Source organism: Antarctobacter aquimaris (assembly GCF_900184945.1).
Classification (GTDB): domain Bacteria; phylum Pseudomonadota; class Alphaproteobacteria; order Rhodobacterales; family Rhodobacteraceae; genus Maliponia; species Maliponia aquimaris.
The window spans coordinates 307,286-323,982 of record NZ_FXYF01000001.1 but is presented as its reverse complement, the minus strand read 5'-3'; the positions used below and the strand labels follow the sequence as shown (position 1 = coordinate 323,982).

General features: G+C 68.8%; 17 protein-coding genes and 1 tRNA gene. 9 read left to right on the top strand and 9 right to left on the bottom strand.

Annotated elements, in window-relative coordinates; all coding sequences use genetic code 11:
* Positions 1 to 53 precede the first annotated feature (53 nt).
* Complete coding sequence (locus MAA8898_RS01485) at positions 54 to 998, bottom strand: LysR family transcriptional regulator (RefSeq protein WP_176445034.1); 945 nt, start codon at positions 996 to 998, stop codon at positions 54 to 56.
* A 196-nt stretch (positions 999 to 1,194) separates the two neighbouring features.
* Here MAA8898_RS01485 and MAA8898_RS01480 point away from each other — a divergent pair, with 196 nt between their 5' ends.
* Positions 1,195 to 2,412: an efflux RND transporter periplasmic adaptor subunit gene (locus tag MAA8898_RS01480; protein WP_176445033.1), complete on the top strand. Its 1,218-nt coding sequence runs from the start codon at positions 1,195 to 1,197 to the stop codon at positions 2,410 to 2,412.
* Between the two features lie 7 nt (positions 2,413 to 2,419).
* Here the strand turns inward: MAA8898_RS01480 and MAA8898_RS01475 are convergent, their stop codons facing one another.
* From MAA8898_RS01475 to MAA8898_RS01445, 7 genes are all read right to left on the bottom strand, one after another.
* Entirely contained in the window at positions 2,420 to 4,642 is a 2,223-nt protein-coding gene (locus MAA8898_RS01475; RefSeq protein WP_094019182.1) for a PAS-domain containing protein, read from the bottom strand.
* The gene (locus MAA8898_RS01470) at positions 4,639 to 5,826 is read right to left on the bottom strand and encodes an FIST N-terminal domain-containing protein (RefSeq protein ID WP_094019181.1); all 1,188 of its coding nucleotides are present in this window, start codon (positions 5,824 to 5,826) and stop codon (positions 4,639 to 4,641) included. Before MAA8898_RS01470 ends, MAA8898_RS01475 begins: the two co-directional genes overlap by 4 nt.
* A 42-nt stretch (positions 5,827 to 5,868) precedes the next feature.
* A complete protein-coding gene (locus tag MAA8898_RS01465; protein WP_281252783.1) occupies positions 5,869 to 6,567 on the bottom strand; it encodes a response regulator in 699 nt (232 codons plus the stop codon).
* Between the two features lie 211 nt (positions 6,568 to 6,778).
* A tRNA-Thr gene (locus MAA8898_RS01460) sits at positions 6,779 to 6,854 on the bottom strand.
* Between the two features lie 45 nt (positions 6,855 to 6,899).
* On the bottom strand, positions 6,900 to 8,441 hold the full coding sequence (locus tag MAA8898_RS01455) for a heme biosynthesis protein HemY (RefSeq protein ID WP_094019180.1): 1,542 nt from the start codon (positions 8,439 to 8,441) through the stop codon (positions 6,900 to 6,902).
* A gap of 11 nt (positions 8,442 to 8,452) precedes the next feature.
* A complete protein-coding gene (locus MAA8898_RS01450; RefSeq protein WP_094019179.1) occupies positions 8,453 to 9,883 on the bottom strand; it encodes a COG4223 family protein in 1,431 nt (476 codons plus the stop codon).
* A gap of 48 nt (positions 9,884 to 9,931) precedes the next feature.
* A complete protein-coding gene (locus tag MAA8898_RS01445; RefSeq protein WP_094019178.1) occupies positions 9,932 to 10,651 on the bottom strand; it encodes a uroporphyrinogen-III synthase in 720 nt (239 codons plus the stop codon).
* A gap of 73 nt (positions 10,652 to 10,724) precedes the next feature.
* Here MAA8898_RS01445 and tsaD point away from each other — a divergent pair, with 73 nt between their 5' ends.
* The 5 genes from tsaD to MAA8898_RS01420 all read left to right on the top strand — a co-directional run bounded on the left by tsaD (position 10,725) and on the right by MAA8898_RS01420 (position 13,954).
* The gene (tsaD, locus tag MAA8898_RS01440; RefSeq protein WP_094019460.1) at positions 10,725 to 11,804 is read left to right on the top strand and encodes a tRNA (adenosine(37)-N6)-threonylcarbamoyltransferase complex transferase subunit TsaD; all 1,080 of its coding nucleotides are present in this window, start codon (positions 10,725 to 10,727) and stop codon (positions 11,802 to 11,804) included.
* Positions 11,801 to 12,751, top strand: a complete 951-nt coding sequence (locus MAA8898_RS01435; protein ID WP_094019177.1) for an NAD(P)H-dependent glycerol-3-phosphate dehydrogenase — start codon at positions 11,801 to 11,803, stop codon at positions 12,749 to 12,751. The genes tsaD and MAA8898_RS01435 overlap by 4 nt, the downstream gene beginning before the upstream one ends.
* Position 12,752: 1 nt before the next feature.
* Positions 12,753 to 13,025, top strand: coding sequence for a YciI family protein (locus MAA8898_RS01430; protein ID WP_094019176.1), 273 nt, complete (start codon positions 12,753 to 12,755; stop codon positions 13,023 to 13,025).
* Positions 13,022 to 13,441, top strand: coding sequence for an EVE domain-containing protein (locus tag MAA8898_RS01425; protein WP_094019175.1), 420 nt, complete (start codon positions 13,022 to 13,024; stop codon positions 13,439 to 13,441). The genes MAA8898_RS01430 and MAA8898_RS01425 overlap by 4 nt, the downstream gene beginning before the upstream one ends.
* A 117-nt stretch (positions 13,442 to 13,558) precedes the next feature.
* On the top strand, positions 13,559 to 13,954 hold the full coding sequence (locus tag MAA8898_RS01420; RefSeq protein WP_094019459.1) for a DUF1761 domain-containing protein: 396 nt from the start codon (positions 13,559 to 13,561) through the stop codon (positions 13,952 to 13,954).
* A 269-nt stretch (positions 13,955 to 14,223) separates the two neighbouring features.
* Here the strand turns inward: MAA8898_RS01420 and MAA8898_RS01415 are convergent, their stop codons facing one another.
* Entirely contained in the window at positions 14,224 to 14,565 is a 342-nt protein-coding gene (locus MAA8898_RS01415) for a DUF2853 family protein (RefSeq protein ID WP_094019458.1), read from the bottom strand.
* Between the two features lie 225 nt (positions 14,566 to 14,790).
* Here MAA8898_RS01415 and MAA8898_RS01410 point away from each other — a divergent pair, with 225 nt between their 5' ends.
* The 3 genes from MAA8898_RS01410 (at position 14,791) to MAA8898_RS01400 (ending at position 16,678) form a co-directional block, all read left to right on the top strand.
* On the top strand, positions 14,791 to 15,654 hold the full coding sequence (locus MAA8898_RS01410; RefSeq protein WP_094019457.1) for a phytanoyl-CoA dioxygenase family protein: 864 nt from the start codon (positions 14,791 to 14,793) through the stop codon (positions 15,652 to 15,654).
* Positions 15,655 to 15,683: 29 nt separating this feature from the next.
* Complete coding sequence (locus MAA8898_RS01405) at positions 15,684 to 16,256, top strand: HD domain-containing protein (RefSeq protein ID WP_094019456.1); 573 nt, start codon at positions 15,684 to 15,686, stop codon at positions 16,254 to 16,256.
* Between the two features lie 191 nt (positions 16,257 to 16,447).
* Positions 16,448 to 16,678 carry a hypothetical protein gene (locus MAA8898_RS01400; RefSeq protein ID WP_245853220.1) on the top strand — a complete coding sequence of 77 codons (231 nt, stop codon included), beginning with the start codon at positions 16,448 to 16,450 and terminating at the stop codon, positions 16,676 to 16,678.
* Positions 16,679 to 16,697 lie beyond the last annotated feature (19 nt).

Genomic DNA, 16,697 nt, shown 5'->3' with positions numbered 1-16,697 from the left:
GACTGTCGACGCTGGCAAGGGGCGGCACAATCTTATTAGGCTTGGGACTGACCCTATTCCGGATCGGAATGCCCCTGCCGCAGGTCCACCGCCACCACCCCGCGCCGCGCCGCCGTGTCGCGGATGTCCTCGGCCAGGCAGTCGAGGAACTCCCAGATGTGATCGGGCCGGTCGCGCCCGGTGGGTTCGACAAAGGCCAGCGTGTGGTGAATGCGCGGCTCGAACGGCAGGATCACCAGGTCCTCGTCGCTGGCGTAGCTGGCCATCAGCCCGTTGACCACGCTGATGCCCAGGCCGCGCGCGGTGCAGCGGCAGGCGGTGATGACGTTGGCCGTCTCGATCGCGATGTTGGGCAGCACGCCGGCGCGGGCAAAGGCCTCTTCGATCAGCTTGCGGGTCGGCTGGCGGCGGTGAAGAAAGATCAGCCGTTCGTCGCGCAGGTCGCGCGCGGTGATCCTGTCGCGCGTGGCCAGCGGGTGATCGCGGCGCAGGATGCAGCAGCTGGTGGAGCGGTACAGCGGCGTGACCGTCAGCGTCGGATGCGAGACCGGCAGCGCCACAATGGCAAAATCCGCCTGCCGCCGCACCGTCGCCTCCACGGCGTTTTCGGTGGTGCGCACGTCAAAGGCGTAGCGCGTGCCGGGCCGCCGCTCCAGGTAGGCGCTCAGGACCGAAGGCAGCAGCGCATGGGCCAGGCTGGGCACGGTGACAAAGCGCAGCAGGTCCTCGCGCCGGGTGACCGCATCGGCCCGCATGTCGCGCAGCCCGGCGACCGAGGCCAGCACCTCGCGCACATGCACCAGCACCGCTTCGGCGCGGCTGGTCGATGCCAGCCGGCCGTTGGTGCGCTGGAACAGCTCATACCCGATCTCCGTCTCGAACCGGGCGAGGATGCGGCTGACGGCCGATTGCGTCATGCCCAGTTCGCGCGCGGCGGCCGACACGGTGCCGGACCGCATGATTGCCTCGAACACCTCCATCTGCTTGATATCCATCATGTGCCTGTGTCCCCGCCGATGCCATGTCCACAACTGCACCCCGGATTGGCCGCTTTGACAACCGCCAAGGCGCGTCACGCTGCCGTGAAATCCACCGCGGAGTCGGCGGGAAACCCGAGACAAACACTGATCCGGGCCTATGGTATGTCGGGCACGGGCGCATTTCCGACGCGCGACAGGGAGAAGAGAAACCACCATGACACCGCAAACCCTCAGCACGACGCGGCCGCGCACCCGCCGCCTGGGCGCGCTGCTGGCGCTGGCGCTGGCGATGCCGGTCAGCGCGGCACTGGCGCAGGCCGTCCCGGTCGAGACACAGCGCCTGAAGGCCGAAAAGGTCATGGCCTCGGACACCTTCTTTGGCACCGTGCAGGCCAGCAACATCGCCGGGCTGTCCTACGAGGCGCGCGGCTGCGTCATCGAGGTATCGGAAGAGGCCAAGCGCGAGCGGGTGGCCAGCGCCGGGCAGGTGCTGGTGCGGCTGGACGACAAGCGCACGATGCTGGCGCTGCGCACCGCCGAGGCGCGGCTGGCCGAACTGGAGGCCCAGGTGCTGGAACGCGAACTGGCGATCCAGTCCGCCACCGCCGACGACACGCGCCGCCGCCAGGAACTGGACCTGACCAAGGCCGAGTACGAGCGCAACAGCACCATGCTGGGCCGCGGCCTGATCAACGAGACGACGATGGAGGGGGTCGAGCGCCGTTTCATGGACGCGCGCTTTGCCGCCGATCGGGCGCAGGAGGCCATCGCCACCGCCGAGGCCGCCAAGCGCCGCGCCGAGATCGCCCACGAGATCGGCAAGCTGGACGTGCAGACCGCGCAACTGTCGCTGGAGATGCTGGTGCTGACCGCGCCCTTTGACGGGGTGCTGGTGGGCTTTGACACCAATGTGGGCGACTGCGTGCAGGAAGGCGAGCGCGCGGCACAGATCTACGCGCCCTCGGAGAAATCGGTCGAGGTATTCATCCTGATCCGGCGGCTGGCCGAAACCGGCCCCACCGGCATCACCCGCGGCACCGCGGTGCAGGTCACCCGCGTCAACGGCCAGACCTGCGGCGGCACCATCACCCGTTTCGACACCGAGGCCGACCTGGAAAACCAGTTCGTCAAGGCGACCATCGCGGTGGACACGGCCTGCGCGCCGGACCTGTTCCTGAACGAGGCGGTCGAGGTCGAGGCGCTGCTGGAGACCGGCGACGACACCTACGAGATCCCCACCGGGGCGCTGACCGATGACGACCGCGTCTACCTGGTCGACGAATCCGCGATGACCTTGCAGGCCGTCGCGGTCGAGATCCTGCACCTGGGCACGCGGGAAACCATTGCCCGTATTCCCGGCGGCGACGGGCGGCTGCTGGTCACCGACCTGCGCGCCGACCTGGCCGAGGGGCAGGCGGTGGCTCTGCCATAGCGGGCGCCTACTGCGTCGGCAGCCCGCTGCGCATGGCGGCGGTGTAGAGAAAAACCTCCAGTGCCTCGGTGTCGATCGGCTTGGTCATCAGGCCCACCTGCACCTGCTCGCACAGCGCCTGGAGATCGGATGAGCGGTCCGCCGACATCACCCGCGCCGGCAGCCCGGCATTGCGGGCGCGCAACTGCCGCACCAGGTCCACGCCGGTCTGCCCCTTGCCCAGGTGGTAATCGGCCAGCAGCACATCCGGCAGGATGCCGATGTCGTGCAGCAGCGCCTGCGCCTCCTCGACGCTGCCGGCGTCCAGCACGCTGCCACCCCAGCGTTCGATCAGCAGGCCCAGCGCGCGGCGCAGTTCCTCGTCGTTTTCCACCAGCAGCACGATCAGCCCGCTGTCCAGCAACCGCTGCCGCGACACCGGCGCCTTGGGCAGCGTTGTCACCGGCTTCTGCCCGTCCACCCGCTGCGCGCTGAAGAAAAAGCGCGTGCCCTTGCCCACGACCGAGCTGACCCCCAGCGGGTGATGCAGCTGCGCGCAGGCCCGTTCGACGATGGCAAGGCCCAGGCCCAGCCCCTCGCTCACGCTGCCGTGGCGGTCCAGCCGCTCGAACTCGCGAAAGATCCGCTCCTGGTCGGCCTCGGCGATGCCCGGCCCGGTGTCCAGCACTTCGAAACGCACCGATCCGCCCTGGCGCCGGACGCCCACCAGCACCCGCCCGCTCTGGGTATAGCGGATCGAGTTGGCGATCAGGTTCTGCAGGATGCGCCGCAGAAAGCCCGGGTCGCTGGCCACCGCGCCGCTGGCGGGCAGGATCTTGAGGTCCAGCCCCTTGAGCGCGGCCATCGGCGCGAATTCGTCGCGCAGGCCGGAGAACAGCCGTTCGATTGAAACGGCAGTGATATCGAGGCTGGCCGCCCCGGAATCCAGCTTGGAGATGTCCAGCAGCGCGTCGATGATCGACTCGACGCTGCCCAGCGCGTTCAGCGCCTTGGTGGCGGATTGCACCGTCTCGGCGCTGTCGCCGCTTTCCGAGATCGCCGACATGTAGAGCTTGGCCGCCGACAGCGGTTGCAGCAGGTCATGGCTGGCCGCCGCGACAAAGCGCGACTTGGACGCATTCGCCCGCTCGGCCGTGACCAGCGCGTCTTCCAGTTCCAGCGTGCGTTCCAGCACCCGCCGTTCCAGCAGTTCGTTGGCCTCGGCCAACGCCCGCGCCGCCTGCCGTTCCGCCGACACGTCGGTGAACGAGATCACAAAGCCGCGGTCGGGCATCTCCTGGGCAAAGACGTCCAGCGTGACGCCGGTGCGGGTGTGGATCTCGAAGCGCAGCGGCTTGCGCCCGCCCTCCTGGTAGGCGAGGTCGCGCAGGTCCTGCGCGGTGATGGTGTCGGCGCGAAAGCGTGCTTCCAGTTCCTCGATCAGCCGGCTGAAGCTGACGCCGATGCGCAGGATCGCCACCGGCAGCGACAGCATCTCGGCAGTCTTGGTGTTCCAGCCGACCAGCCGCGCATCGCGGTCAAAGATGCAGACCCCCTGGTTGAGGTGGTCCAGCGTCGCCCGCAGCATCCGCGCCTGGGTGTCCAGCAGCTTGTCGCGCTCCTGCCGCTCCAGCCGCATGATGTCGGTCACGTCGGTCTGCAACACCACGGTGCCGCCGTCCGGCGTGCGATGTTCGCTGACCTGGATCCAGCGGTCCCAGACCAGCCGCACGTTGAAGATCGCGTGCTGGTCCTTGTGCCGCCGCCGCCGCTGTTCCGCCCACTGGTCGGCGGTGACGTGTTCCGGCAGTTCCAGAAAGCGGCTGCGGCTGACCTCCTGGACGAATACATCGAAGGGCAGGCCGACGGTCAGGGTCTTCTGCACGTCGTGCAGCTGCCGGCTGAAGCGGCTGTTCCACATCACCAGTTTGTCGCGCTGGTCGAACAGGGCAAAGCCCTCGTGCACCGCCTCGATGGCATTGGCCAGGTTCTTGCGCGCGTCCTCGGCCTCGTGCTTGGCCTTGGCCAGCGCAGCGTTCGACTGGTTCAGCAGGTCCAGCGTGTATTCCAGGTCCCGCGTGCGGGTGCGGACCTGGTCCTCGAGCATGGCGGCACGTTCGAACTGCGCATAGGCGGCGCCGGTCTGGTCGGTGTACTGCTCGACGCGGCGCATCAGCGCTTCGGAGATCTGCAGCAGCTTTTCGTTCTGCCGCTCGACCGGGTCGGCCGGGTCGATCAGGTAGTGCGTCATGTCTCTTTGCACGGTCCACCGTCCGGGGGGTAGATCGCCACGCCGGTCATGGTCTGGTTGACATGCATGCCGTTGATCTGTTCGCCGTAGGTCGAAAAGCCGGTCACCCGGTGCCGCGCCAGCACCGTGTCCAGCCCGCGTTTCTGCTGTTTCTTCTCGGCCTCGATCCGCCGCAGGACACAGTCGCAGGCAAGGATCGCCGCCGGCGCGCCGTTGGCCGACAGCTTGGACAGTTCGGCGTCCAGGTGTTCGGTGATCGGGGCGGCCTCGGCCAGGGTCAGCACCAGCCCTTCGTCGATGGCGGAAAAGAACTCCAGGTCGCCGTCTTCGGTCACACGCTTGATGGCGCGGACATGGTGGCTGCCGCCCAGCCGAACCACCATCGGATTGTCGGCAAAGGTGAAGGTGTCGATCTGGTTCGGGTCCTTGCCCAGCAGGCGCCCCAGTTCGCGCGCGGCCGGTTCGGCGTTGATCTGGTGGACGAGGCGGCGCGAGGGGTCGGCACTGGTCACCACCATGCGCAGATCGGTGGGGGTGAAATGATTGAGCGTGAACACGCGCACCCGGCAGCGGCTGCGCACCAGCGCCAGCACCGCGGCGCGTTCGTGCACCTGCCCGTTCAGCCCGACATAGGTGTGTTCGAACCGCACCCCGTCCCCGGCCGACCCGCCGAACAGCTGGGTCGCCCCCAGTCCCGCCGTCAAAGACGAGGCCAGCTTGTCCTCCTGCATCGACAGCCCGTCGACCATCAGGAAAGCGAATTCATGCGGCATGTCCGGCGCGCGGTCGGTCAGCCCGGCGCGGACACGGATCGTCCGTTCGACAAGATCCTCGCTGGTGAAGTGGTCCAGATCATCGAACAGCAGCACCTCGGCCTCGAAGCAGAGGCACGGCAGCGCGACGGCCACCAGGGTGCCCTCGCAATAGCCGGCGCCCATGGCGATCTCTCCGGCGGTGGTGCAGGCCATCACCTGCGCCCCGGCCAGCCGGGCCTGCGCCTGGGCGATCAGGTCCGGAAAGCGCGCAGTGGGGCTGCAAAACAGCGCGACGAGCGCGAAAGGCCCGGTTCCCAGCGCATCCACGAGCGTGTCGATCGGGTCCGGCGCGTCGAGATCGACGCAGGCGGTCCGCAGTATGGCGTCGTCCCAGACGCCGCCCGCGGACGGAGTGCCGTTTCCGTCCATCGGGTCTCCTCCCCGGGATTTTCCCTTATGTCTGGAGGGCGATTATGAAGGGTCGGCCTGTTTTGGCAAGAGGTTCGAAAAGCTCGCCTCACCGGCCAGCAGGACGGCCTGCGTCCGGCTCTGGACGCCCAGCTTGCGCATGATGGCGGTGACATGCGCCTTGACCGTGGTTTCGGCGATCGACAGGTCATAGGCGATCTGCTTGTTCAGCTTGCCCTCGCAGATCAGTTGCAGGATCCGCGCCTGCTGGTTGGTCAGCGTCGACAGCCGCGACACCGCGTCGTCCGGCGTGTCGCCGGGAAAGCCGGCGTCGGCCACGTCGACGAATCCCTCGGGCAGGAACACCTCGTTGCGCGACAGCGCGTCAAAGGCCTGGCGGAAGATGCCGCGCTGGCTGTGCTTGGGGACAAAGCCGCGCGCGCCCGCCCGCATGACCGAACTGACCATCCGGTTGTCCGCCATCGACGAAACGACCACGACCGGCGTGCCCCCGGCGGCGGTCTTGAGCCGGATCAGCCCGTCCAGCCCGTTCACGTCGGGCAGGTTGAGGTCCAGTACGATGACATCCGGGTGCGCGCCTTCGTCCAGCGCGTCCAGCGCGTCCGACAGCAGGCTGGCGGTCTCGATCTCCTCGATCCCGGCGACGGTCTTGAGCGTCATGGCAAGCGCGTCGCAGAACAGCGGATGATCATCGACGATCAGCGCGGAGGCGAAACGCCGATGATGGTCTGGCTCTGGCAACGCTCCCCTCCCCTGAACCGCCTGAAGTCGTGTCAGATGATCCTAGCAAAGGCAAGGTGGCGCCACACTTGTCCTAAGGTCTTAGACGGCGGCGGCGGAGAGAGAGGGCCGCGACGCGCGGGCAAAAAGGGCACGTGGCCGCCCATGTCCGCTGAGACCAGCGCCGTGTCGGGCCCCCGAGAGGGAAGCGCCAAGGGCTTTCCGGGAGAAGTGGTGCCGGTGAAGGGACTCGAACCCCCGACCCCATCATTACGAATGACGTGCTCTACCAGCTGAGCTACACCGGCACTGGTGCGCGGGCTATTAGCAAACGGCCCGCGCGAGGAAAAGCGTTATTTTGCGCCTTCCCGGGCAGGTTGGTCCACGTTGATGACTTCGGCGTCCTCCGGCTCGGGCCGGCCGGGTCTCGCGCCGGCCGCCGCGGTGGAGGACGTCGACTTGGGACCGATGTCGATGATGTCGGCGGTTTCCTCCTTGGCGTCGGAGGCCTTGTCCTCCAGCGCGCCGACGATCAGCGGCAGCATGTTGGCCCCGGCGGGCAGAACGACCTCGGACTGCGGCGGTGTCGTCCAGCTGAGCGTGTCGAAGGCCGAGCAGTTCGAGCAGATCGGCCGCCATTCGGCGTGGATGGTGTTGCACTTGTCGCAGACCCACTGCGGGCCGCGCGGCGCGGTCAGCGCCTTGGCCAGCCAGCCGCGGATCACCCGGTCCGGCGCGCCTTCGCCCTTTTCGATCGCCGCCATGATCGCCAGCACGCGGGCATCCGGATCCTTTTCCACAAGGTCGCCCAGCGCACGCCGCGCCTCGGGGAAGTTCTCGGCCGCGAGGTTCAACTCGGCCTTCAGCAGTCGCGTCTCGCGGTGCTCGGGCTGGATGCGGGTCAGCTGGATGAAGCGGTTGACGCGGGCCTCGGGGGTCTCGTCCGGCTCGATGGCGGCAAAGGCCGCGGCAAGATCCGGGTGCGGATGCGATTCCCAGGCCTTCTTGAGCACCTTGATCGCGTTGCGCTTGCGCCCCTGCTCGGAAAAGGCGCGGGCGGCGATGGCGGCGGCGGGCACCAGGTCGGGCGAGGCGCGGTTGGCCTCGATCGCGCTCTCGGCGGCCTTGCCGCTGGCCTCGATGTCGTCGATCTCGGTGGCGGCGGACAAGGCCAGCACCGCGTCGCGGCGCCTGTAGACGTCGCGTGGCAGGGTGCCGTGCTTGAGCTTGGCGGCCAGCGTCTTGCGCGCGCCGGCCCAGTCGTGCTTTTCGGCCTGAAGCTGGAGCAGCGTGTCCTGCACCTCGCTGTGCTTGGGCTTGATCGCAAAGGCGCGCTCGGCCAGTTGCAGCGCGGTGGTGGTGTCGCCCGAGGCCAGCTTTTGCTTCATGATGCCGCGGATGCCGACAAAACGTGTGGCGTCGTCCTTGAGCAGGCGCTTGTAGACTTCCTCGGCCTTCTTGGTGTCGCCCACCATCTCGGCCGCCTGGGCGGTGATCAGGTCGGTCAGCTGGGGCTTGTGCAGGTATTTCTCGGCCTTGGTCGCCTTGGCGATGGCCAGGCGTCCTTCGCCGGAGGCCAGCGCCATCATGCCTTCGGACAGCGCCTCGTAGCCCTTGCGTTCGCGGTTGCGGTCAAAGTAGCGGCTGAGCGCGGTGTCGTCGCCGTTGATGAATTTCAGCGTCGCGATGATCAGGCCGAACAGCTTGAAGAAGACCCAGACCAGCAGCACAATGATGACCGCGGCGATGACCGATTGCAGCGGCCCCAGGTTGTATTCCATCCCGGCGACGGTGATCTTCGCGCCACCCTCGCTTTCGAGCAGGTAGCCGGCGCCAAGGGTCAGAGCCGCGACCAGCGCGACGAACACAAAGATCTTGATGAGTGACCAAAGCATGGTTCGGACCCTTATTCCTGGTTCAGTTCCTGGGTGAGTTCAGCCGCGGCGGCGAGCGCGTCGCGCCGCAGCTGGGCCTGGGCCACCCAATCGGACATTACGGTTTGTGCCGCCTCCGGCAGGCTGGCGAGCTCGGACAGCGTGGTGTCCAGGTCGCCGCCGCGCAGCGCCGCCTCGGCGCGCGACAGCACCGCGTCGGGATCGTCGCCGTCGCGCGGCGTGACCGACCGAGCGCCCAGTTGCCTCTGCAGGAAACCGGTGACGGACCCCGGCTCGGCCCCGCCTTCGCCAGCGGCGCGGGCGGCGGTCAGGGCGCCGCGGGCAACGTCGGGAAAGGTCGAGATCAGCTGCGCGGTCGTCGGCAGGCCCTCGGCCGCGCCCTCGGCCAGCGGGGCGGGCACGGCGACGCCGTTCGCCGTCAACACCGCCAGCGGCTCGGCATAGGGGCGGCCGTCGCGGGCGCGCGTGGTCAGGTCCGCCAGCGCGGCGCGGCTGGCGGCCAGCGTGGCGCGATCGCTGGCGCTGGCCTCGGCCTGGCGGGCGCGGGCGGCGATGGCCTCGATCTCGGCCCGGGCCGCCTCGAGCGTGTCCAGCTGCGCCTTTTGCGCGGCGGCGATGGCGGCCTGCTGCGCGGCGACGTCGGTCTTGAGCGCGTCGATCTCGCGTTCGTAGGCGGCGATCGCCTCGGGCGCGACGGCATCCTTGAGCGGCTGTTTCTCGACCTCGGTCAGGCGTGCATCCAGCGCGGTCAACTGCGCCGACAGGCCGGCGACCGACGCGTCCAGAGCATCGACCGTGGCGCCGATCTCGCCCAGCGCGCCCTGGATCTGGGTCACAGACGCCGTGATCGGCGCAAGGTCGATGGTGGCGACGGCGGCGGCGGTCTCGTCGGCGCGCCCGGACAGCGCCGCGATCTGTTCGGCCTGAGCCAGTAGCGCGGCGTTGGTTTCGGCCACGAAGGGGTCTTCGACCGCCTCGGCGGGCGCCATGAAGGGCAGGTCGGGATAGGCCCCTGCGACATAGCCCAGGCCGGCGGCCACGACACCGCCCAGCAGCATCGGCACAAAGCCGCCCTTGCGCTGCACCACGGTTTCGCGGATCACCTGCGGCTCGGGTGCGGCGGCAAATACGGCGCGCTCGGTCTCCGGCTCGGGCGAAGCTCCGGGCGGGACCGTGTCGGCCCCCAGGGTGTCGTCCGCCTCGGCCGAAGCCACGTCGGCGCCGTCATCCGGCGCATTGTCGGGCGGGATGTCCGCGGGGTCAGCCGCATCTGGCGTGTCCTCGGGGGCAATCGAATCAGCCTCCGCCGCCAGCGTGTCGGGCGCGTCCGCGACCGTCTCGGGCGTGTCGGACGGGGTGTCCGGGTTCAGCGTTTCGGCCTCCGGCACCTTGTCCTCGGCCGTGTCCTTGTCTGCGGACTTATCCTGTTTCGACTTCGCCACGTGGTCACACCCCCCTCAAGCCTCTACGGTCCCGGCAAGTGGACCGGATCAATATTTGCCCGTCGCCGCCCGGTCGAGAAGATCGCACACGACATCCGTCATGGCCTCCGACTCGGGCCGCAGGGCCACTTTCAGTTCCCGTTTATGCAGGGATGCGAGCGCCTTGACCACAGCTTCACTCATGGCCGCGACAAGAAGAGGCGCTTTGACCGGCTGATCTGCCAGCAATTTCCCCGTGCGCGGCGAAAACACCGGGGCCACGACGGGCGCAATCCCGGCCAGCGCGGCGTGTGCTTCGGCGGTCAGCGGCTGCGCGGGCTGGTCGTAGATCACCGCCGAGGTACAGGGCAAACCGGCCTCGGTCAGCCGGTCGGCGACGGCGCCGCGCGCATTGCTGCCGTGCAGGTGCAACAGCGGTGCAGGCGGCCGCGACCGCGACAGCCAGGCGACGAGGTCGTCGGCGGTGCCTCCGGCGCTCTGCGCCGTCATCCCGGCGGCCCGGGCGGCGGCGGCGGTGGCGTCGCCCACACACCAGACCGGCAGATCCGTGCGTCCGCCCAGCGCGCGCCAGGACTCGACCCCGTTGGCGGAGGTGAAGATCAGGCCACGCATCGCCGAGGCATCGGGCAAAGGCCCCTGCACCGCGATCGAGAACAGCGGAGAAATAACGGCGCGAAACCGCTGGCCCCGCGCCTCCAGCACCCGCGCGAACCGCTCCGAGGTGTCCCTTGGCCGGGTCAGAAGGAGCACGGGCAGCGGGTCGGGCATCCGGTCTCCGGGATTGTGAGGCGCGCGCTGCGGTGGTACCTGCTGCCGCCATGCAACGCAACGGAAACGCATGATGACCGCGCCGCTGATCCTGGGTATCGAGAGCAGCTGCGACGACAGCGCCGCCGCCCTGCTGCGTGGGCGCGAGGTGCTGGCCTCTGTCGTGCGCGGGCAGGCGGCGCTGCACGATTCCTTTGGCGGGGTGGTCCCCGAGATCGCCGCGCGCGCCCATGCCGAGGTGCTGGCCCTCTGCGTCGAAGAGGCGTTGGAGACGGCCGGGGTGGCGTTGTCCGAGGTCGATGCCGTGGCGGTGACCGCCGGTCCGGGGCTGATCGGCGGGGTGCTGTCGGGCGTGATGCTGGCCAAGGGGCTGGCCACGGGCCTGCGCGTGCCGCTGGTGGGCGTGAACCACCTGGCCGGGCACGCGCTGACACCGCGCCTGACCGACGACCTGCCTTTTCCCTACCTGATGCTGCTGGTCTCGGGCGGGCACTGCCAGTTCCTGGTGGTGCGCGGACCGCAGGATTTCACCCGCCTCGGCGGCACCATCGACGATGCGCCGGGAGAGGCCTTTGACAAGACCGCGCGCCTGCTGGGCCTGCCGCAGCCCGGCGGCCCCTCGGTCGAGGCCGCGGCGCGCGAGGGCGATGAACGCCGCTTCCGTTTTCCCCGGCCGCTGCTGGACCGCCCCGGCTGTGACCTGTCCTTTTCCGGCCTCAAGACCGCGCTGTTGCGCCAGCGCGACCAACTGGCCGCGGCGCAGGGCGGGCTGCACCGACAGGACGTGGCCGACCTTTGCGCCGGGTTCCAGGCGGCGGTGCGCGACGTGCTGACGGAAAAGGCGCGGCGGGCGGTTGCCCTCTACCTCGACGAATCCCCCGATGCCCCGGCGCTGGCCGTGGCGGGCGGCGTTGCGGCCAATACGCCCCTGCGTATGGCGCTGGAGACACTGTGCGTTGAGACCGGCCTGCGCTTTACCGCGCCGCCGCTGAAGTTGTGCACCGACAACGCCGCGATGATCGCCTATGCCGGGGGTGAGCTTCTGGCGGCGGGCGTGTCCCACGACATGACCCTGTCCGCCCGCCCGCGCTGGCCGCTGGACCGCGACGCGGCACCGCTGATCGGCTCTGGCAAGAAGGGGGCCAAAGCATGAGCGTCACGGTCCTGGGCGGCGGCGCCTTTGGCACCGCGCTGGCGGTGGCGCTGGGGCGCAAGGGGCCGGTGACGCTCTGGGCGCGCGATGTTTCCGCGCTGGCCGAGACACGGCAGAGCCCGCGCCTGCCCGGCGTGACCCTGCCCGACCCGGTGTCGCTGGAGGCCGACCTGGAGACCGCCGCCCGTCACGACACCCTGCTTCTGGCGGTGCCGATGCAGCAGCTCTCGTCCCTGTTGGACGTGATCGACGCGCCGCTGACCGGGCAGGCGCTGGTCGCCTGCTGCAAGGGCATCGACCTGAGCGAGACCGTCGGCCCCTGTGCCCTGATCGCCCGGCACAAGCCCGCGGCCCTGCCCGCCATCCTGACCGGCCCCAGCTTTGCCGCGGACATCGCGCGTGGCCTGCCCACGGCGCTGACGCTGGCCTGCGGCGATGAGGCGACCGGGCGCGCCTTGCAGGAACAGCTGTCCACCCCGGTGCTGCGGCTCTACCGCAGCGACGACACCGCCGGCGCGGAACTGGGCGGCGCGCTGAAGAACGTGATCGCCATCGCCTGCGGTGTCTGCATCGGCGCCGGGCTGGGCGACAGCGCCCGCGCCGCGCTTATGACCCGCGGCTTTGCCGAGATGGTGCGCCTTGCCGCGCGGCTGGGCGCGAAACCGGAGACGCTGATGGGCCTTTCGGGCCTCGGCGACCTGACGCTGACCTGCACCTCGGACCTGTCGCGCAATTACCGCTTCGGGCTGGCGCTGGGCCGGGGCGAAGGCTTTGACCCCGCCGTGACGGTCGAGGGCGCCGCCACCGCCCGCGCCGCAGCGCAGCTCGCGCGCGACCTGGACCTGCCGCTGCCGGTCTGCACCGCCGTGTCCGACCTGACCCAGGGTCGCCTGACGGTCCGGCAGGCGATGGACACCCTTCTTTCCCGCCCCCTCAAGGATGAATGACATGCTGATTGCCCTGATCGCCCACGACAAACCCGGCGCGCTCCAGATCCGCAAGGACACCCGCGACGCGCATCTCGACTACATCAAGGCGACCGGCGTCGTCGCACAGGCCGGTCCGCTGCTGGACGATGCGGGCGAGATGAAGGGATCGCTGATCATCCTCGACGTGACCGACATTGCCGCCGCCCAAGACTGGGCCGCAAACGACCCCTACGCCAAGGCCGGGCTGTTCGACAGCGTCACGCTGACCGCGTGGAAACGGGTGATCGGATGACCTACTGGCTGTTCAAATCCGAGCCGGCGGAATGGTCGTGGGACGACCAGGTCGCCCGGGGCGACAAGGGCGAGGAATGGACCGGCGTGCGCAACTACCAGGCGCGCAACTTCATGCGCGACATGGCGGTGGGTGATCGCGGGTTCTTTTACCATTCGCAAAAGGACAAGGCGGTGGTCGGCACGGTCGAGGTGATCGCCACCGCGCATCCCGACAGCACCACCGACGATCCGCGCTGGGAGTGCGTCGACATCAAGGCGCTGACCCCGGCCCGGACCCCCGTCACGCTGGACCAGATCAAGGCCGAGCCGCAACTGGCGAACATGGTGCTGGTGCGCAATTCGCGCCTGTCCGTGCAGCCGGTGACCGAGGCGGAGTGGCGGCTGGTCTGCGACATGGCCGGAATCGAGACCTGAACGGGCGAATGGCTGCGTTCAGCGGGCTTGGGGTCTGCGCAGACTGTCCCCTATACTGAGCGCCAGCAAGAGCCGGGCGCAGCAGCCGTGCCGGCCGGACAGGGGAGGACTGCCATGCTGGAACTCATCAACGTGATCGTCGCCGCGGGCGTCGGATTCGCCGCCGGGGCGGTGTGGTACATGGTGCTGGCCGAGCCGTGGATGGTTGCCGCCGGAATCAACCGGGATGCCGACGGCAAGCCGGAGGGTGGCCAGAGCCCGGCGATCTTTGCCACGACCTTCGTCATGCAGCTGATCGTGGCCGGGATGATGCGGCACATCTTCGGGGCGGCCGGGATCGTGACTTTGGGTGCGGGGCTGGTGTCCGGGGCCGGGATCGGGCTGTTCCTGATCTCGCCCTGGGTGGCGATCAACAATCTCTACGGAATGCGGCCCTGGCGGCTGACGCTGATCGACGGCGGCTATGCGACGCTGGCCTGCGCGCTGATGGGAGTCGTTCTGACCCTGTTCTAGCGGCCGTTGCCCGATAAAAAACGGGGGCTCCGGCCACTGACCAGAACCCCCGTCCACCCCGCGTGCTCCCTACACACCACACGCGAAACGAAATCTCGGAGTTCGGCCATTCTGGCACTCTGTCATGACATTACCGCGCATCGCGCGGCAAGGACAGCGAATTGCCCGAGGCATTTGAGCCAAAACCGCCGGACCCGTCCAGGCCCCGTCCCGGCAATGCAAAAGGCGCCCCGCTCCCCGAGGCGCCTTTGCATCCGGTCGCAGGCAGGTCAGCCGTAGACGGCTTCCTTGCCGAAATGCTTGGTCAGCATGTAGTAGACCACGGCGCGGTGCTTGTTGCGCTCGGACTTGCCGTAGGTCTCGACGACCTTGTTGATGGCCTCCATCAGCTCCGGCCCGTCGGCCAGGCCCAGCTTCTTGATCAGGAACTTTTCCTTGACCGTCTCGATCTCGGACGGCTGCGAGGCCGCGACGGTCGAGGAATCCGCGTTGTAGATCGCGGGGCCGCAGCCGATCGTGACCTTGGTCAGCAGGTCCATGTCGGGTTCCATCCCGCATTTCTTGCGCAGATCATCTGCATATTGTGCGATCAACTCGTCGCGACGTCCCATGGTCACTCCCTCGTGTCTTGCGCCCGGCCTTCGGGCGCCTGTCTTGTCCGGTCTGTCCGGCGGGAGCATGGTGGCCGCAGACCCGCGACTTTGGCAAGGGAAATGCACCGCGTCTTTCCCCCCAACCGCACCGGAAACGACCGCGCGCGGTCGGTATCGCGACAGATCGCCGGGGCCGATGCGGCCCAGCCTGTCCGCAGATCGCCCACCCCTGCGGAGCCGGACATGCTGACCGACGACCAGAAAGCCGCCTATGCCCGCGATGGCTTTGTCGCGGGGCTCACCGCCTTTTCCCCGGACGAGGCCGCCGAATGGCGCGCCCGGGTCGAGACGCTGGAACGCGACCACGCCGAGGGCGCCGGCGGCCACCGGCTGGGCCAGCTGTTCCGCGTCAACGGGCAGCTGGTGATCCCGCTGCTGGCACAGATCGCCCGCACCCCGGCGGTGCTGGACGCGGTGTCGTGCATCCTTGGCCCCGATCTGCTGGTCTGGAGCGTCGAGCTGTTCATCAAGGAGCCAGGCAGCAACGCGGTCGTCAGCTGGCACCAGGACCTGACCTACTGGGGCATGGGCGAGACCGACGAGGAACTGACCGCCTGGATCGCGCTGACCGATGTCTCGGTTCAGGCGGGCTGCATGCGGTTCCTCCCCGGCAGCCACGCCGGGCGCATCGTCGATCACCAGGACACCTTTGCCGCCGACAACCTGCTGTCGCGCGGCCAGGAGATCGCCGGCGTGGACGAGGGCGCCGCGGTCCATGGCCCGTTGAAGCCCGGCCAGATGTCGTTCCACCACGGGCGCTGCTTTCATGCCTCGGGGCCGAACCGATCCGCCGACCGGCGCATCGGTGTCGCCATCCGCTACGTCACGCCCGAGGTGAAGCAGTCCGAGCTTGGGCGCGACTACGCCATGCCGGTGCGCGGCCGCGACACCTCGCGCGGGTGGATCGCGGTGGCCGGGGCGACCCGGCTCTTTGACCCGCACGACCTGGCGCTTTACGATGAGGTGCTGGCGCACCAGTCCACCACGCTCGCGGCGGGTGCGATGGGCAAGGTTGGCCTGTACGCCGGCAAGGGAGGCACCGCATGACCGAGACACGCAAAGTCAGCTTTACCCAGATGAAGGACGGCACGAAGGAAGATTACCAGCTGCTCGAGGAGCTGGAAAAGCCCTACCTGTCGCTGACGCCCGACCGGGTGCTGGACGAGCTGCGCCGCCAGGGCGAGGTTTCGCTCGAAGGGTATCGGATCACCCGGCTGACCCACGGGCTGCAATCGGCCACGCGGGCGGAACGCGACGGCGCCGATATCGACTGGATCGTCGGCGCGCTGTTGCATGACGTCGGCGACGGGCTGGCACCGCAGAACCATGACCGGTTCTCCGCCGAAGTGATCCGCCCCTTTGTTCGCTGGGACGTGGCCTGGGTGGTCGAACATCACGGCATCTTCCAGATGCTGTATTACGGCCACCACTACGGCTGGGACCGCAACGCGCGCGACCGTTTCCGCGACCATCCCTGCTATGACAGCTGCGCCGCCTTCTGCGAACGCTGGGACCAGTCGAGTTTCGATCCCGACTACGACAGCCTGCCGCTGGAACATTTCGAGCCGATGGTGCGCGAGGTCTTTGCCCGCAAGGCCTATGATCCGGCGGTCCTGCGCGAAGGCTACGTTTCGCCACTGACCGCCTGAGCCGATGGGCGGCCCGTCGGCCCACCCCTCCGGCTGAGCGGGCACACCGCCCAAGGCGGCCCTTCGTCTGTCATCCGCATCCAAAGCGCTTGAAGCCCGGCCCGCGGGATGCGACTGTCCGCGTGTTTCAAGAACCGGAATGCCAGCCCATGACACCACGTCCCGCCCTGATTGCCAGCCCCTTCATCCTGATGGCGCTCGGCGCCTGCGAACCGGTTCCCGGCAGCAGCGGCAGCGGCCCCACCGCGCCCGTGCCCGAAGCCGTCGCCGAGATTGCCGCGCCTTTCCAGGACCTGAGCAGCGCGCGTGTCCGGTCCGATGACGGGTGTTACTGGTATACCCACAAGGGCCCGGTCGAGACGACGGACCTGCCGCTGCGCACCACGGCCGGCAACCCGATCTGCACCCGGCCCCAATCCTGAAGCCTTAGCCCCGGACCCG

What these genes read in the sequence shown, in the direction of transcription:
- MAA8898_RS01485 (WP_176445034.1), bottom strand. Translation starts at nt 998, where the DNA reads ATGATGGATATCAAGCAGATGGAGGTGTTCGAGGCAATCATGCGGTCC.
- MAA8898_RS01480 (WP_176445033.1), top strand. Translation starts at nt 1,195, where the DNA reads ATGACACCGCAAACCCTCAGCACGACGCGGCCGCGCACCCGCCGCCTG.
- MAA8898_RS01475 (WP_094019182.1), bottom strand. Translation starts at nt 4,642, where the DNA reads ATGACGCACTACCTGATCGACCCGGCCGACCCGGTCGAGCGGCAGAAC.
- MAA8898_RS01470 (WP_094019181.1), bottom strand. Translation starts at nt 5,826, where the DNA reads ATGGACGGAAACGGCACTCCGTCCGCGGGCGGCGTCTGGGACGACGCC.
- MAA8898_RS01455 (WP_094019180.1), bottom strand. Translation starts at nt 8,441, where the DNA reads ATGCTTTGGTCACTCATCAAGATCTTTGTGTTCGTCGCGCTGGTCGCG.
- MAA8898_RS01445 (WP_094019178.1), bottom strand. Translation starts at nt 10,651, where the DNA reads ATGCCCGACCCGCTGCCCGTGCTCCTTCTGACCCGGCCAAGGGACACC.
- tsaD (WP_094019460.1), top strand. Translation starts at nt 10,725, where the DNA reads ATGACCGCGCCGCTGATCCTGGGTATCGAGAGCAGCTGCGACGACAGC.
- MAA8898_RS01435 (WP_094019177.1), top strand. Translation starts at nt 11,801, where the DNA reads ATGAGCGTCACGGTCCTGGGCGGCGGCGCCTTTGGCACCGCGCTGGCG.
- MAA8898_RS01430 (WP_094019176.1), top strand. Translation starts at nt 12,753, where the DNA reads ATGCTGATTGCCCTGATCGCCCACGACAAACCCGGCGCGCTCCAGATC.
- MAA8898_RS01425 (WP_094019175.1), top strand. Translation starts at nt 13,022, where the DNA reads ATGACCTACTGGCTGTTCAAATCCGAGCCGGCGGAATGGTCGTGGGAC.
- MAA8898_RS01415 (WP_094019458.1), bottom strand. Translation starts at nt 14,565, where the DNA reads ATGGGACGTCGCGACGAGTTGATCGCACAATATGCAGATGATCTGCGC.
- MAA8898_RS01410 (WP_094019457.1), top strand. Translation starts at nt 14,791, where the DNA reads ATGCTGACCGACGACCAGAAAGCCGCCTATGCCCGCGATGGCTTTGTC.
- MAA8898_RS01405 (WP_094019456.1), top strand. Translation starts at nt 15,684, where the DNA reads ATGAAGGACGGCACGAAGGAAGATTACCAGCTGCTCGAGGAGCTGGAA.
- MAA8898_RS01400 (WP_245853220.1), top strand. Translation starts at nt 16,448, where the DNA reads ATGGCGCTCGGCGCCTGCGAACCGGTTCCCGGCAGCAGCGGCAGCGGC.